Genomic DNA, 14,996 nt, shown 5'->3' with positions numbered 1-14,996 from the left:
CTGACGAAGGAAGAGGGCGGCCGTCATACGCCGTTCTTCACCAACTACCGTCCGCAGTTCTACTTCCGTACGACGGACGTGACCGGCATCGTGTCGCTTCCTGAAGGCACGGAAATGGTCATGCCTGGCGACAACGTCACGGTTTCCGTCGAGCTGATCGTTCCGATCGCGATGGAAGAAAAGCTGCGCTTCGCCATCCGCGAAGGCGGCCGCACCGTCGGCGCCGGCATCGTCGCCTCGATTGTTGAATAACAATCGATAGACGAGGCCGAAAGCTGCCGACGCAGAAACGTAGTGCAAATGGCGCGCAAGCGCGATTTTCACCCGGCGCCGGCATCGTCGCCTCGATTGTTGAATAACAATCGATAGACGAGGCCGAAAGCTGCCGACGCAGAAACGTGGTGCAAATGGCGCGCAAGCCCGATTTGCTCCCGGCGCCGTCATCGTCGAGTAATCGTTCCGATATTATCGGTCCTTAAGACCCCGCCGGCAACGGCGGGGTCTCTTGTTGTCTAACGACAAGCGGTGACCATGGCTGTCTACCGCTCGGCTGAGGCGTCGTGCGCGGTGGTTCGCCTGCCGACACCCGGAAATGCTGTTGCGGTACTGGAGGGGGCAGGGCATACCGGATAACGAGGCACACGCGCGCCTGTAGAGGTCGCGCGGAACGGAGGAACATCATGGGCAAGAGAATTTTGTTTACCGGCGGTGCGGGCAAGGCAGGGCGGCATGCCGTGCCTTATCTCGTGGAGGCTGGTTATGAGGTGCACAATGTCGACCTGACGCCGTTAGAGAGCCCAGGGGTGACCAATCTCATCGCCGATATCACCGATAGCGGCCAGATGTTCAACGTCATGTCGATGCACCGGGATTTTCCGGACCTGGAACAGGGGCAGGGGCCGCAGCCGTTCGATGCGGTGGTTCATTTCGCCGCTGTGCCGCGCATTCTGCTCAAGCCGGACAACGAAACCTTCCGCATCAACACGATGGGCACCTACAATGTCATCGAGGCGGCGGTGAAGCTCGGCGTCCGCAAGATCATCGTTGCCTCCAGCGAAACCACCTATGGTGTCTGCTTTGCCGAAGGTCATCGCGACTTTCATCAGTTTCCCCTGGATGAGGACTATGACGTCAATCCGATGGATTCGTACGGCCTGTCGAAAGTGGTGAATGAGAAGACGTCGCGTGCCTTCGCCGAGCGTTCCGGGGCCGACATCTATGCGCTCAGAATCGGCAATGTCATCGAACCGCACGAATACGAACGGTTCCCGGCCTATTTCGCCAATCCGGAAATCCGCAAGCGCATTGCCTGGAGCTATATCGATGCCCGCGACCTCGGGCAGATCGTCAAGCTGTGCATCGAAAAGGATGGGCTGGGTTTCCAGGTCTTCAATGCAGCCAACGATACCGTGTCGGCCAATACGCCGACCAAGGAACTGGCGGCCCGCTATTTCCCCAACGTGCCGTTTACGCGCGAGATCGGCACGTTTGAGGGACTGCTTTCGAACCGGAAGATCCGCGACGTGCTGGGGTTTCGCGAGGAGCACGACTGGCGTCGATATGTCGAGGTGTAGGTTGCGAATATCAGGGCGGGAAAAACAGGTCCGGATGCGGATTTCTTTTCTTTTTTCGCGCAAAAACGCTTGTCAATCCCGGTCAAACTGAATAATAACCCGCTGACTTCACGTGGCGCTTTGCTTTTGCACTCTGCGCTGCTGGGTCTAGGGGTATAGCTCAGTTGGTAGAGCGGCGGTCTCCAAAACCGCAGGTCGTAAGTTCGAGCCTTACTGCCCCTGCCATTCAATTCGGCTGATATCAGGCCGCAACGAATTGGCGTATTATACAGGGAGAAGGCTTGTCTTCTCGGCTAATTTCGCAAAAAGACCGTTGACCTCTTGTGATTTATAGAATCGGTCTTTATGTAGGGTTCAAACAGACACGCGGCGCGTGGGGCTGATCGTCAGCTTTACGGGCCGTTAAGGCGTGAGCATTCAATGGCATCCAAAACAAATCCATTTACGTTTCTGCAGCAGGTTCGTGCTGAGACGGCGAAAGTCACATGGCCTTCACGGCGCGAGACGATGATCTCGACGCTGATGGTATTCGTCATGGTGTTCTTTGCGGCTATCTTCTTTTTTGCTGCGGACCAACTGATGGGCTGGCTGATTGGCCTCGTCCTGAATGCTGGCGTTTGAACGGTTGGGGATGAATATGGCAGCGCGTTGGTACATCGTTCACGCCTACTCGAATTTCGAGAAGAAGGTGGCTGAATCGATCGAGGAGAAGGCCAAGCAGACCGGCTTAAGTCATCTGTTTGAAAAAATTCTCGTTCCGACCGAAAAGGTCGTTGAGGTTCGCCGCGGCCGCAAGGTCGATGCCGAGCGCAAGTTCTTCCCAGGTTACGTGCTTGTGCGCGCCAACCTGACGGATGAGGCCTATCACCTCATCAAGAATACACCGAAGGTCACGGGTTTCCTCGGTTCCAACAACAAGCCGGTCCCGATTCCGGATTTCGAAGCCGAGCGCATTCTCGGTCAGGTCCAGGATGGTGTTGATCGTCCAAAGCCTTCGATCTCGTTCGAGGTCGGCGAGCAGGTGCGCGTTTCCGATGGTCCGTTCGCCTCGTTCAACGGCATCGTGCAGGACGTTGACGAAGAGCGTTCGCGCCTCAAGGTTGAAGTCTCCATCTTCGGCCGCGCAACGCCGGTAGATCTTGAGTACGCTCAGGTCGAGAAAGTCTGATTTCTGAAGGCTGCAGCGCCGAATTCCATTCGGCTGCGCAGCTTTCTTTTGGTTTTGCCGGATCGATGTATCCGGCAAATGCGGGCAAGCCCGCAAACCGCGTGGAAGGAAACCGTTCTTAGCCGGACCGGTCAATCCGCACCACGCAACCGCAGCCGCCGTCCCGATGAAGGGCGGCATGAGAAGCCGGGAAACCGGTTGTAACGTTTCCGGGTCCGGTTCGCATATGGCGGGCAGGGATACCGGGAAAACCATAAAGGCAGAGAGAAATGGCTAAGAAAGTTGCAGGCCAGCTCAAGCTTCAGGTCAAGGCAGGATCGGCAAACCCGTCCCCGCCAATCGGCCCGGCGCTTGGTCAGCGTGGCGTAAACATCATGGAATTCTGCAAGGCGTTCAATGCCGCCACGCAGGAACTGGAAAAGGGCATGCCGATCCCGGTCGTCATCACCTACTATCAGGACAAGTCCTTCACCTTCATCATGAAGCAGCCGCCAGTCAGCTACTTCCTGAAGAAGGAAGCCAAGCTGACGGCTGGTTCCAAGACGCCTGGAAAGGGCGCCAAGGCCGGTACCCTCACCAAGGATCAGGTTCGCAAGATCGCTGAAGCCAAGATGAAGGATCTGAACGCGGCTGATATCGAAGGCGCAATGGCAATGGTTGAGGGCTCGGCCCGCTCCATGGGCCTGGAAGTGGCAGGTTGAGACCATGACAAAGATTGCAAAGCGCGTACAGAAGACCCGCGAAGGCATTGACCCGACGAAGCTCGTTGCTCTGTCGGAAGCCATCACCCTGGTGAAGGCCCGTGCGATCGCCAAGTTCGACGAAACCATCGAAGTTGCGATGAACCTCGGTGTTGATCCGCGTCACGCCGACCAGATGGTCCGTGGCGTCGTCAACCTGCCGAACGGCACCGGCCGTACGGTTCGTGTCGCCGTGTTCGCACGTGGCGCCAAGGCTGATGAAGCCAAGGCTGCCGGCGCAGACATCGTCGGCGCGGAAGAACTGGTGGAGATCGTCCAGGGCGGCAAGATCGATTTCGATCGCTGCATCGCCACTCCGGACATGATGCCGCTCGTCGGCCGTCTCGGCAAGGTACTCGGCCCGCGTGGCATGATGCCGAACCCGAAGGTCGGAACCGTCACCATGGACGTCGCCGGTGCTGTCAAGGCATCGAAGGGCGGCGCCGTTGAGTTCCGCGTCGAAAAGGCCGGTATCGTTCACGCCGGCATCGGCAAGGCATCGTTCGATGCCGCTGCTCTTGAAGAAAACATCCGCGCTTTCGCTGATGCGGTCATCAAGGCAAAGCCGGCTGGCGCCAAGGGCAACTACGTCAAGCGCGTCGCGATTTCCTCGACCATGGGTCCGGGCGTCAAGATCGACCCGTCGACGGTCAGCGCCTAATCAAGTTTATCCGGACTTTCGTCCGGTCACAGATTTCCGGCCTTTCGGGGCCGGAAATTCCGGGATCAAACCCGGAACTCCTGTCCGAGATTGCAGGTGGTTATCCCTTAATCACTTCGGCCTGCATGAGATGGGTGAGTCCCGAATTTCATTTGACGCACGCAAGTGTGGAGATTCGGTTCGAACCTCGGCTTGCCTTGTGCCGGACCCGGTTGAACGGGAACGCGCAGGGGACAGGATCCTCGAGCGTCGCCTGAGATCAACTTTGATCTCGTGCGGCAAAGGCAAACCGACTGGACTGTGTTTTGCGGTCCAGTCAACTGGAGATAGGCAGTGGAAAGAGCGGAAAAACGCGAATTCGTCACGGAGCTGAACGAGTCCTTCAAGGGCGCCGGTTCGGTTGTCGTGGCCCACTATGCTGGTGTCACAGTCGCACAGATGAACGACTTCCGTTCGAAGATGCGCGCTGCTGGCGGCACCGTCAAAGTCGCGAAGAACCGCCTGGCCAAGATCGCCCTTCAGGGTACGGAAGCCGAAGGGATGTCCAATCTCTTCAAGGGCCAGACGCTGGTAGCATTCAGCGCCGACCCGATCACGGCTCCAAAGGTTCTCATGGACTTCGCCAAGACCAACGACAAGATCGTTGTTCTGGGTGGCGCCATGGGCGCAACCACGCTGTCCGCGGATGCAGTCAAGTCGCTTGCGACCCTGCCGTCGCTGGACGAGCTGCGTGCAAAGCTGCTGGGTATGATTCAGACCCCGGCAACGCGTATCGCATCGGTTGTTGCAGCACCGGCAAGCCAGCTTGCCCGCGTGTTTGCGGCCTACGCCAAGAAGGACGAAGAAGCCGCATAAGGCGGTTTTTCGTTGTTATATCAAACCAAGTTCGAACCGAATAAAAGGAACTAAAAAATGGCTGATCTCTCTAAGATCGTTGAAGACCTGTCCTCGTTGACCGTTCTGGAAGCTGCAGAACTGTCGAAGCTTCTTGAAGAAAAGTGGGGCGTTTCCGCTGCTGCACCAGTAGCTGCTGCTGCTGCTGGCGGTGCTGCTGCTGCCGTTGTTGAAGAAGAAAAGACTGAATTCGACGTCATCCTCGCTGATGCCGGCGCAAACAAGATCAACGTCATCAAGGAAGTCCGCGCGATCACAGGCCTCGGCCTGAAGGAAGCCAAGGACCTCGTTGAAGCCGCTCCTAAGGCTGTCAAGGAAGGCGTTTCCAAGGCTGAAGCTGCTGATCTCAAGAAGAAGCTCGAAGACGCTGGCGCCAAGGTTGACGTCAAGTAATTCTGCTTGTTTTAAAGGGGAGGTGGCCATGAAAATGGCCGCCTCTCTTTGACCGCTTTCTGAACATATTACCCAAAAGCCCATTGAAAACGGCTTTTGGGTAATGGGTTCTTCAAGAGGATAGTCCCGAACCAGGAACAGCACAGCAATCCGCGCTGAGCGTTTTGGGAGGTTGGACGAGATTGAACAATCCATTGATTGACGGGATCGACTGGCCATCGGTTCCCGTCCGTTGCAGGCCCGGATGCAAAATTTGAAGGAGCGACGATGGCTCAGACCCTTTCTTTCAATGGTCGTAGGCGCGTACGCAAGTTTTTTGGTAAAATTCCCGAAGTCGCAGAAATGCCGAACCTCATCGAGGTCCAGAAGGCATCCTACGACCAGTTCCTCATGGTCGACGAGCCGCAGGGCGGTCGTCCGGACGAGGGGCTCCAGTCCGTTTTCAAGTCGGTTTTCCCGATCACGGATTTCTCCGGCGCTTCGATGCTCGAATTCGTGTCCTACGAGTTCGAACAGCCGAAGTTCGACGTTGAGGAATGCCGTCAGCGCGATCTGACCTACGCAGCGCCACTGAAGGTGACGCTGCGTCTCATCGTGTTCGATATCGACGAGGATACGGGTGCCAAGTCCGTCAAGGACATCAAGGAACAGAACGTTTACATGGGCGACATGCCGCTCATGACCAACAATGGTACGTTCATCGTCAACGGTACCGAACGCGTCATCGTTTCCCAGATGCACCGTTCGCCGGGCGTGTTCTTCGACCACGACAAGGGCAAGAGCCATTCCTCGGGCAAGCTTCTGTTTGCTGCCCGCGTCATCCCGTATCGCGGCTCCTGGCTCGACATCGAATTCGATGCCAAGGACGTTGTGCACGCGCGTATCGACCGCCGCCGCAAGATCCCCGTCACCTCGCTTCTGATGGCGCTTGGCATGGACGGCGAGGAGATCCTCGAGACTTTCTACACCAAGTCGCTCTATGCCCGTGACGGCAAGGGCTGGCGGATTCCGTTCCAGCCGGAGGTTCTCAAGGGCCAGAAGGCGCTTTCCGACCTGATCGACGCCGACACCGGCGAAGTGGTCGTTGAATCCGGCAAGAAGCTGACGCCGCGCCTGTTGAAGACGCTGGTGGAAAAAGGCCTGAAGGCCATCAAGGCCACGGACGACGAGCTGTACGGCAACTTCCTTGCCGAAGATCTGGTCAATCCGTCGACGGGTGAAATCTTCCTCGAAGCCGGCGACGAAATCGACGAGAAGACGCTTGGCGTCATTCTGACGGCCGGTTTCGACGAGATCCCGATCCTCGACATCGACCATATCAATGTCGGTGCCTACATCCGCAACACGCTTTCGGTCGATAAGAACGAAAACCGTCAGGATGCCCTGTTCGACATCTACCGCGTCATGCGTCCCGGCGAGCCGCCGACCATGGATTCGGCTGAAGCCATGTTCAACACGCTGTTCTTCGATTCGGAGCGTTACGACCTCTCCGCCGTCGGCCGCGTCAAGATGAACATGCGTCTCGACGTGGATGCTGCCGACACCGTTCGTATCCTGCGCAAGGAAGACATCCTGGCTGTTGTCCGGATGCTCGTGGACCTGCGCGACGGCAAGGGCGAAATCGACGACATCGACAACCTCGGCAACCGCCGTGTGCGTTCGGTCGGCGAATTGATGGAAAATCAGTACCGCCTCGGCCTGCTCCGCATGGAGCGCGCCATCAAGGAACGCATGTCGTCGATCGAAATCGACACTGTCATGCCGCAGGACCTGATCAACGCCAAGCCTGCTGCTGCCGCTGTTCGCGAATTCTTCGGCTCTTCGCAGCTGTCGCAGTTCATGGACCAGGTCAATCCGCTGTCGGAAATCACCCACAAGCGCCGCCTTTCGGCTCTTGGACCGGGCGGTCTGACGCGCGAACGCGCCGGCTTCGAAGTCCGCGACGTTCACCCGACCCATTACGGCCGTATCTGCCCGATCGAAACGCCGGAAGGCCCGAACATCGGTCTGATCAACTCGCTGGCAACCTTTGCCCGCGTCAACAAGTACGGCTTCATCGAAAGCCCTTACCGCAAGATCATCGACGGTAAGGTGACCAAGGATGTCGTCTACCTGTCGGCGATGGAAGAAGCCAAGTATCACGTGGCCCAGGCCAACTCCGAACTCAACGAGGACCAGTCCTTCGTTGAAGAATTCGTTGTTTGCCGTCACGCCGGCGACGTTATGCTCGCACCGCGCGACATCGTGAACCTGATGGACGTTTCGCCCAAGCAGCTCGTGTCTGTGGCGGCAGCGCTGATCCCGTTCCTCGAAAACGACGACGCCAACCGCGCCCTCATGGGCTCCAACATGCAGCGTCAGGCCGTGCCTCTGCTGCGTGCGGAAGCTCCGTTTGTCGGTACCGGCATGGAGCCGATCGTTGCCCGCGACTCCGGTGCTGCCATTGCTGCCCGCCGTGGCGGTGTGGTCGACCAGGTCGACGCGACCCGTATCGTTATCCGTGCGACGGAAGATCTCCAGGCCGGCAAGTCCGGTGTTGATATCTACCGCCTGCAGAAGTTCCAGCGTTCCAACCAGAACACCTGCGTCAACCAGCGTCCGCTGGTCACCGTCGGTGACATTCTGAACAAGGGCGACATCATCGCCGACGGTCCGTCGACCGATCTCGGTGACTTGGCTCTCGGCCGCAACGCGCTCGTCGCGTTCATGCCGTGGAACGGCTACAACTACGAGGATTCGATCCTTCTGTCCGAGCGCATCGTTCGCGATGACGTGTTCACCTCCATCCACATCGAAGAATTCGAAGTAATGGCGCGCGACACCAAGCTTGGTCCGGAAGAAATCACCCGCGACATTCCGAACGTTTCGGAAGAAGCGCTGAAGAACCTCGACGAAGCCGGTATTGTCTACATCGGCGCCGAAGTGACGCCTGGCGACATTCTGGTCGGCAAGATCACCCCGAAGGGCGAAAGCCCGATGACGCCCGAAGAAAAGCTTCTGCGCGCCATCTTCGGTGAAAAGGCTTCCGACGTCCGCGACACCTCCATGCGCATGCCTCCGGGCACCTTCGGCACCATCGTCGAAGTTCGCGTCTTCAACCGCCACGGCGTGGAAAAAGACGAACGTGCGATGGCGATCGAGCGGGAAGAGATCGAGCGTCTTGCCAAGGACCGCGACGACGAACAGGCGATCCTCGATCGCAACGTCTACTCGCGTCTCCTCGACATGCTGCGCGGCCAGGTCGCCGTTGCCGGTCCGAAGGGCTTCAAGAAGGGCACCGAACTTTCGAACGCCGTCATTTCCGAATATCCCCGCTCGCAGTGGTGGATGTTTGCGACGGAAGACGAAAAGGCTCAGGGCGAAGTTGAAGCTTTGCGTGGCCAGTACGACGAATCCAAGTCGCTGCTCGAGCATCGCTTCATGGACAAGGTCGAAAAGGTCCAGCGCGGCGACGAAATGCCTCCGGGCGTCATGAAGATGGTCAAGGTCTTTGTTGCTGTGAAGCGCAAGATCCAGCCAGGCGACAAGATGGCCGGCCGTCACGGCAACAAGGGTGTGGTTTCCCGCATCGTGCCGATCGAAGACATGCCGTTCCTGGAAGACGGTACGCATGTTGACGTCGTGTTGAACCCGCTCGGCGTGCCTTCGCGCATGAACGTCGGCCAGATCCTTGAAACCCATCTGGGTTGGGCCTGCGCCGGCATGGGCAAGAAGATCGGTGCCATGCTTGATGCCTATAAGGCGGGCGCTGAAATTCAGCCGCTGCGCGATACCATCGACAGCGTCATCGGCTCCGGTCCGAAGGGCGAGCCGATCAAGGACTACGACGACGAATCGATCGTCCGTCTGGCCGAGCAGACCCGCCGCGGGGTGTCGATTGCAACGCCGGTCTTTGACGGTGCAGTCGAAGCCGACGTCAACGAGATGCTGGAACAGGCAGGCCTGAACGTTTCGGGTCAGTCGACGCTGTATGATGGCCGTACCGGCGATCAGTTCGACCGTCAGGTGACGGTCGGTTACATCTACATGCTGAAGCTGAACCACCTTGTGGACGACAAGATCCACGCCCGTTCGATCGGTCCTTACTCGCTCGTCACCCAGCAGCCGCTCGGTGGTAAGGCGCAGTTCGGCGGTCAGCGCTTCGGGGAAATGGAAGTCTGGGCTCTGGAAGCCTACGGCGCCGCCTACACCCTGCAGGAAATGCTGACGGTGAAGTCCGACGACGTGGCCGGCCGTACCAAGGTTTACGAAGCGATCGTCCGAGGCGACGATACTTTCGAGGCTGGTATTCCGGAGAGCTTCAACGTTCTCGTCAAGGAAATGCGGTCGTTGGGTCTCTCGGTCGAACTGGAGAATTCCAAGCTCGACGAACTCAACGCGGCAAACCAGCAATTGCCGGACGCGGCCGAATAAGACATCAGGGTGCGTGCCGCTTTCCCAAGCGGCGCGCACCATTTCCACCCAGTCTCAGATCGTTGGGGCAGGGTAGGAAATGCGGCCGCATTTACTGCATAATTCCTCAAATCCTATTCGATTTGAGGAGAAAATTATGCAGCACAAAAAGCGTCCTGCGGCCTCTGCGCGTTGAAACGCGCGGCGCAGGAGGCGGTTTTATCCGTTTCGTGCAGGAAGCCGGCGCCCGGGATTTGCCGCGCTCTCTGCCAAGCTCAGGGCGATAGCCCATAAAGGAGATAGGCATGAACCAAGAGGTCATGAACCTTTTCAATCCGCAGGTGCCTGCGCAGACCTTCGATTCCATCCGGATTTCGATTGCGTCGCCGGAGAAGATTCTCTCCTGGTCCTACGGTGAGATCAAGAAGCCGGAAACCATCAACTACCGCACGTTCAAGCCGGAACGCGACGGTCTTTTCTGCGCGCGTATCTTTGGCCCGATCAAGGACTATGAGTGCCTGTGCGGCAAGTACAAGCGCATGAAGTACAAGGGCATCATCTGCGAAAAGTGCGGCGTCGAAGTGACGTTGTCGCGCGTTCGCCGTGAGCGCATGGGCCATATCGAGCTTGCAGCTCCGGTCGCCCATATCTGGTTCCTGAAGTCCCTGCCGAGCCGCATCGCGACGCTGCTCGATATGACGCTGAAGGATATCGAGCGCGTCCTGTATTTCGAAAACTACATCATCACCGAACCGGGCCTGACCTCCCTCAAGGAAAGTCAGCTTCTCTCGGAAGAAGAATACATGATCGCCGTCGACGAGTTCGGCGAAGATCAATTCACCGCGATGATCGGTGCTGAAGCCATCTACGAGATGCTGGCTTCGATGAATCTCGAAAAGATCGCTGGCGATCTGCGCGCGGAAATGGCTGACACCACGTCCGAGCTGAAGCAGAAGAAGCTGATGAAGCGCCTGAAGATCGTCGAGAATTTCATGGAATCCGGCAACCGCCCGGAATGGATGATCATGAAGGTCGTCCCGGTGATCCCGCCGGACCTGCGTCCGCTGGTTCCGCTGGACGGCGGCCGTTTCGCGACGTCCGACCTCAACGATCTCTATCGCCGCGTCATCAACCGGAACAACCGTTTGAAGCGCCTGATCGAGCTGCGTGCGCCTGGCATCATCATCCGCAACGAAAAGCGCATGCTTCAGGAATCGGTTGACGCCCTGTTCGACAACGGCCGCCGTGGCCGCGTCATCACCGGCGCCAACAAGCGTCCGCTGAAGTCGCTGTCCGACATGCTCAAGGGCAAGCAGGGCCGCTTCCGTCAGAACTTGCTCGGCAAGCGCGTCGACTATTCCGGCCGTTCGGTCATCGTGACCGGCCCGGAACTGAAGCTGCACCAGTGCGGCTTGCCGAAGAAGATGGCGCTCGAACTGTTCAAGCCGTTCATCTACGCCCGCCTCGACGCCAAGGGTTATTCCTCGACCGTCAAGCAGGCCAAGAAGCTGGTTGAAAAGGAAAAGCCGGAAGTCTGGGATATCCTCGACGAGGTCATCCGCGAGCACCCCGTGCTTCTCAACCGCGCACCGACGCTGCACCGCCTGGGCATCCAGGCCTTCGAACCGATCCTGGTCGAAGGCAAGGCAATCCAGCTGCATCCGCTCGTCTGCACGGCGTTCAACGCCGACTTCGATGGTGACCAGATGGCCGTTCACGTTCCGCTGTCGCTCGAAGCGCAGTTGGAAGCCCGTGTCCTGATGATGTCGACCAACAACATCCTGCACCCGGCAAACGGCGCGCCGATCATCGTTCCGTCGCAGGACATGGTTCTCGGCCTCTACTATCTGTCGATCTTGAACCAGAACGAGCCGGGCGAAGGCATGGCCTTCTCCGATCTCGGCGAGCTGCATCACGCGCTTGAAACCAAGTCGGTGACGCTGCATGCCAAGATTCGCGGCCGCTTCAAGACGGTTGATGCCGACGGCAAGCCTGTCTCGAAGATTTATGAAACCACGCCTGGCCGTATGATCATCGGCGAGCTTCTGCCGAAGAACGCCAACGTGCCGTTCGACGTCTGCAACCAGGAACTGACCAAGAAGAACATCTCCAAGATGATCGACACGGTCTACCGCCATTGCGGCCAGAAGGACACGGTCATTTTCTGCGACCGCATCATGCAGCTCGGCTTCGCCCATGCCTGCCGCGCCGGCATTTCGTTCGGCAAGGACGACATGGTCATTCCGGATACCAAGGCCAAGATCGTCGGTGACACCGAAAGCCTGGTGAAGGAATACGAACAGCAGTACAATGACGGCCTGATCACTCAGGGCGAAAAGTACAACAAGGTCGTCGACGCCTGGGGCAAGGCAACGGACAAGGTCGCCGAAGACATGATGGCCCGCATTAAGGCTGTCGAATTCGACGATAACGGCCGTCAGAAGCCGATGAACGCCATCTACATGATGTCGCACTCGGGTGCTCGTGGTTCTCCGAACCAGATGCGTCAGCTCGGTGGCATGCGCGGCCTGATGGCCAAGCCGTCGGGTGAAATCATCGAGACGCCGATCATCTCGAACTTCAAGGAAGGCCTGACCGTTAACGAGTACTTCAACTCGACCCACGGTGCCCGTAAGGGTCTCGCAGACACCGCCTTGAAGACCGCAAACTCCGGTTACCTGACACGCCGTCTCGTTGACGTCGCGCAGGATTGCATCGTCAACTCGGTGGATTGCGGTACCGAAACCGGCCTCACCATGACCGCCATCGTCGATGCCGGTCAGGTCGTTGCCTCCATCGGTGTCCGCGTTCTCGGCCGTACGGCTCTCGACAATATCGATCACCCGCTGACCGGCGATCGCATCGTCGATGCCGGCCGGATGATCCTTGAAGCCGATGTCGTCGAAATCGAAAAGGCTGGCATCCAGTCGATCCGTATTCGTTCGGCTCTGACCTGCGAAATCCAGACCGGCGTCTGCGGCGTCTGCTACGGCCGTGACCTTGCACGCGGTACCCCTGTCAACATGGGTGAGGCTGTCGGCGTTATCGCCGCTCAGTCGATCGGTGAACCTGGTACTCAGCTGACCATGCGTACGTTCCACCTTGGTGGCACGGCAACGGTTGTCGATAGCTCGTTCCTGGAAGCGTCGTACGAAGGTACGATCCAGATCAAGAACCGCAACATGCTGCGCAACTCCGACAACGTTCTCGTCGCGATGGGCCGTAACATGGCGGTCCAGATCCTCGACGAACGTGGTGTCGAGCGCTCTTCGCAGCGTGTCGCCTACGGCTCGAAGATCTTCGTCGATGACGGTGACAAGGTGAAGCGCGGCCAGCGTCTGGCCGAGTGGGACCCCTACACACGCCCGATGATGACGGAAGTCGAAGGAACGGTTCATTTCGAAGATATCGTCGATGGTATCTCCGTTCTGGAAGCGACCGACGAAGCAACCGGCATCACCAAGCGTCAGGTTATCGATTGGCGTTCGACGCCACGCGGTATCGACCTGAAGCCGGCAATCGTCATCAAGGACAAGAACGGCGCAGTGATGAAGCTGTCGCGTGGTGGCGACGCCCGCTTCATGCTTTCGGTCGACGCCATTCTGTCGGTCGAGCCGGGCACCAAGGTCTCCCAGGGTGACGTGCTTGCACGTTCGCCGCTGGAAAGCGCCAAGACGAAGGACATCACCGGTGGTCTGCCGCGCGTTGCCGAACTCTTCGAAGCGCGCCGTCCGAAGGATCACGCGATCATCGCCGAAATCGATGGTACGATCCGCTTCGGCCGCGACTACAAGAACAAGCGCCGCGTGCTGATCGAGCCTGCGGAAGACGGTGTTGAGCCGGTCGAATACCTGATCCCGAAGGGCAAGCCCTTCCATCTTCAGGATGGCGACTATATCGAAAAGGGTGACTACATCCTCGACGGTAACCCGGCACCGCACGACATCCTGGCGATCAAGGGCGTGGAGGCACTCGCTTCCTACCTGGTCAACGAAATCCAGGAAGTCTACCGTCTGCAGGGCGTCGTGATCAACGACAAGCACATCGAGGTGATCGTTCGCCAGATGCTGCAGAAGGTGGAAGTCACCGACGCTGGTGACAGTACCTATATCGTTGGCGACAGCGTCGACCGCATTGAACTGGAAGATGTCAACGATCAGCTGATCGAACAGGGCAAGAAGCCGGCTTACGGCGATCCGGTCCTGCTCGGCATCACCAAGGCATCGCTGCAGACGCCTTCGTTCATCTCGGCCGCTTCCTTCCAGGAAACGACCAAGGTGCTGACGGAAGCTGCGATCGCCGGTAAGACCGACGGCCTGCAGGGTCTGAAGGAAAACGTCATCGTCGGCCGCCTTATCCCGGCCGGTACCGGTGGTACGATGACCCAGATCCGCCGTATTGCGACCGCACGCGACGAGATGATCCTCGAAGAGCGCCGCAAGGGCACAGGTGCCGATACGGCAACTCCGATGCTTGCCGACATGGCAGCCAAGGAAGAAGCCACAGCCGAATAAGGCTTGAAAGGCGAGGGCGGTTATCCGCCCTTTCCAATCCATTGAAAAAGCCGCCCGGAGTGATCCGGGCGGCCTTTTGCATTCGTTTCACGCGAGTTCGCCGCCATCACACGAGGCAGCGGTGCTTGATGGGCTTTATCCGAACTTGATGATCGCCACTTCGCCGGTCAGCGCGCCCTGATAGGCGGATGCGTGCGGCTCATCGTTGGGCACATCGGTCAGCGTGCCGATCTGATCGAGGTCGGCCTCAAGAAAACCTTCCTCGGCCAGTGCGTTCAACGCTTCCCGCACGGCGGTATCGTCGTCAGGTGCCCGCAGCATCACGTGAATGTCCACGCCTTCTTCGTCGCCATCCTGCTCATAGGCCTTGCCGATGATGATGAAGATCATCGGTCCGTCGAGATTGTTGTCATTGTCCGGCTTGGCAGTCATGGCTATTTCCTCTTTCGAAAGATATGTGAAACGACTTTACAGCGTATTGCTGCCGTGCGCAGAGGAAAAAACACTGTTCCCACGACGAATCGTCACGGGCAGGGGCGGCGATTCCCACGGCCCTGAACTCGGGTTAACGGGTATTTCGGAAATTTCACGAGTCTGATTCAAGTGTGTCGGTGATTTGGAGGCCGACATGATTGAAGATCATCGCCCGCGGCTGCGGGT

10 protein-coding genes, 1 tRNA gene and 1 pseudogene are annotated in these 14,996 nt (G+C 58.3%); 11 read left to right on the top strand and 1 reads right to left on the bottom strand.

Annotated elements, in window-relative coordinates:
- The 11 genes and pseudogenes from tuf to rpoC form a co-directional block, all read left to right on the top strand.
- Window positions 1-252, top strand: a pseudogene (gene tuf, locus ACP7BS_RS29405) (elongation factor Tu); the annotation flags it as partial.
- 428 nt (window positions 253-680) lie between these two features.
- Window positions 681-1,574 (top strand): NAD-dependent epimerase/dehydratase family protein, encoded by an 894-nt coding sequence (locus tag ACP7BS_RS29400; protein WP_426240897.1) that lies wholly within the window; start codon window positions 681-683, stop codon window positions 1,572-1,574.
- A gap of 149 nt (window positions 1,575-1,723) precedes the next feature.
- Window positions 1,724-1,799, top strand: a tRNA-Trp gene (locus tag ACP7BS_RS29395).
- A gap of 195 nt (window positions 1,800-1,994) precedes the next feature.
- Window positions 1,995-2,195 (top strand): preprotein translocase subunit SecE, encoded by a 201-nt coding sequence (secE, locus tag ACP7BS_RS29390; RefSeq protein WP_037103350.1) that lies wholly within the window; start codon window positions 1,995-1,997, stop codon window positions 2,193-2,195.
- A gap of 16 nt (window positions 2,196-2,211) precedes the next feature.
- On the top strand, window positions 2,212-2,742 hold the full coding sequence (gene nusG, locus ACP7BS_RS29385; protein WP_426230060.1) for a transcription termination/antitermination protein NusG: 531 nt from the start codon (window positions 2,212-2,214) through the stop codon (window positions 2,740-2,742).
- Window positions 2,743-3,011: 269 nt separating this feature from the next.
- Complete coding sequence (rplK, locus tag ACP7BS_RS29380; protein WP_113247984.1) at window positions 3,012-3,443, top strand: 50S ribosomal protein L11; 432 nt, start codon at window positions 3,012-3,014, stop codon at window positions 3,441-3,443.
- Between the two features lie 4 nt (window positions 3,444-3,447).
- Window positions 3,448-4,143, top strand: a complete 696-nt coding sequence (rplA, locus tag ACP7BS_RS29375; protein ID WP_426230061.1) for a 50S ribosomal protein L1 — start codon at window positions 3,448-3,450, stop codon at window positions 4,141-4,143.
- 333 nt (window positions 4,144-4,476) lie between these two features.
- Window positions 4,477-4,998: a 50S ribosomal protein L10 gene (gene rplJ / locus ACP7BS_RS29370; RefSeq protein ID WP_037103356.1), complete on the top strand. Its 522-nt coding sequence runs from the start codon at window positions 4,477-4,479 to the stop codon at window positions 4,996-4,998.
- A 57-nt stretch (window positions 4,999-5,055) separates the two neighbouring features.
- Window positions 5,056-5,430: a 50S ribosomal protein L7/L12 gene (rplL, locus tag ACP7BS_RS29365; protein ID WP_113247982.1), complete on the top strand. Its 375-nt coding sequence runs from the start codon at window positions 5,056-5,058 to the stop codon at window positions 5,428-5,430.
- 267 nt (window positions 5,431-5,697) lie between these two features.
- Window positions 5,698-9,843, top strand: a complete 4,146-nt coding sequence (gene rpoB, locus ACP7BS_RS29360; protein ID WP_113313674.1) for a DNA-directed RNA polymerase subunit beta — start codon at window positions 5,698-5,700, stop codon at window positions 9,841-9,843.
- A 284-nt stretch (window positions 9,844-10,127) separates the two neighbouring features.
- Entirely contained in the window at window positions 10,128-14,336 is a 4,209-nt protein-coding gene (gene rpoC / locus ACP7BS_RS29355; RefSeq protein WP_426240896.1) for a DNA-directed RNA polymerase subunit beta', read from the top strand.
- A gap of 135 nt (window positions 14,337-14,471) precedes the next feature.
- Here rpoC and ACP7BS_RS29350 read toward each other — a convergent pair whose 3' ends face one another.
- On the bottom strand, window positions 14,472-14,768 hold the full coding sequence (locus tag ACP7BS_RS29350; RefSeq protein ID WP_113313676.1) for a transcriptional regulator: 297 nt from the start codon (window positions 14,766-14,768) through the stop codon (window positions 14,472-14,474).
- Between the last annotated feature and the right edge of the window lie 228 nt (window positions 14,769-14,996).

Origin of the sequence: Pararhizobium sp. DWP1-1-3 (assembly GCF_049896125.1) — a bacterium.
Lineage (GTDB): Bacteria > Pseudomonadota > Alphaproteobacteria > Rhizobiales > Rhizobiaceae > Pararhizobium.
Note: the sequence above shows the minus strand (reverse complement) of the source record. Positions and strands in the feature narration are given on the sequence as shown.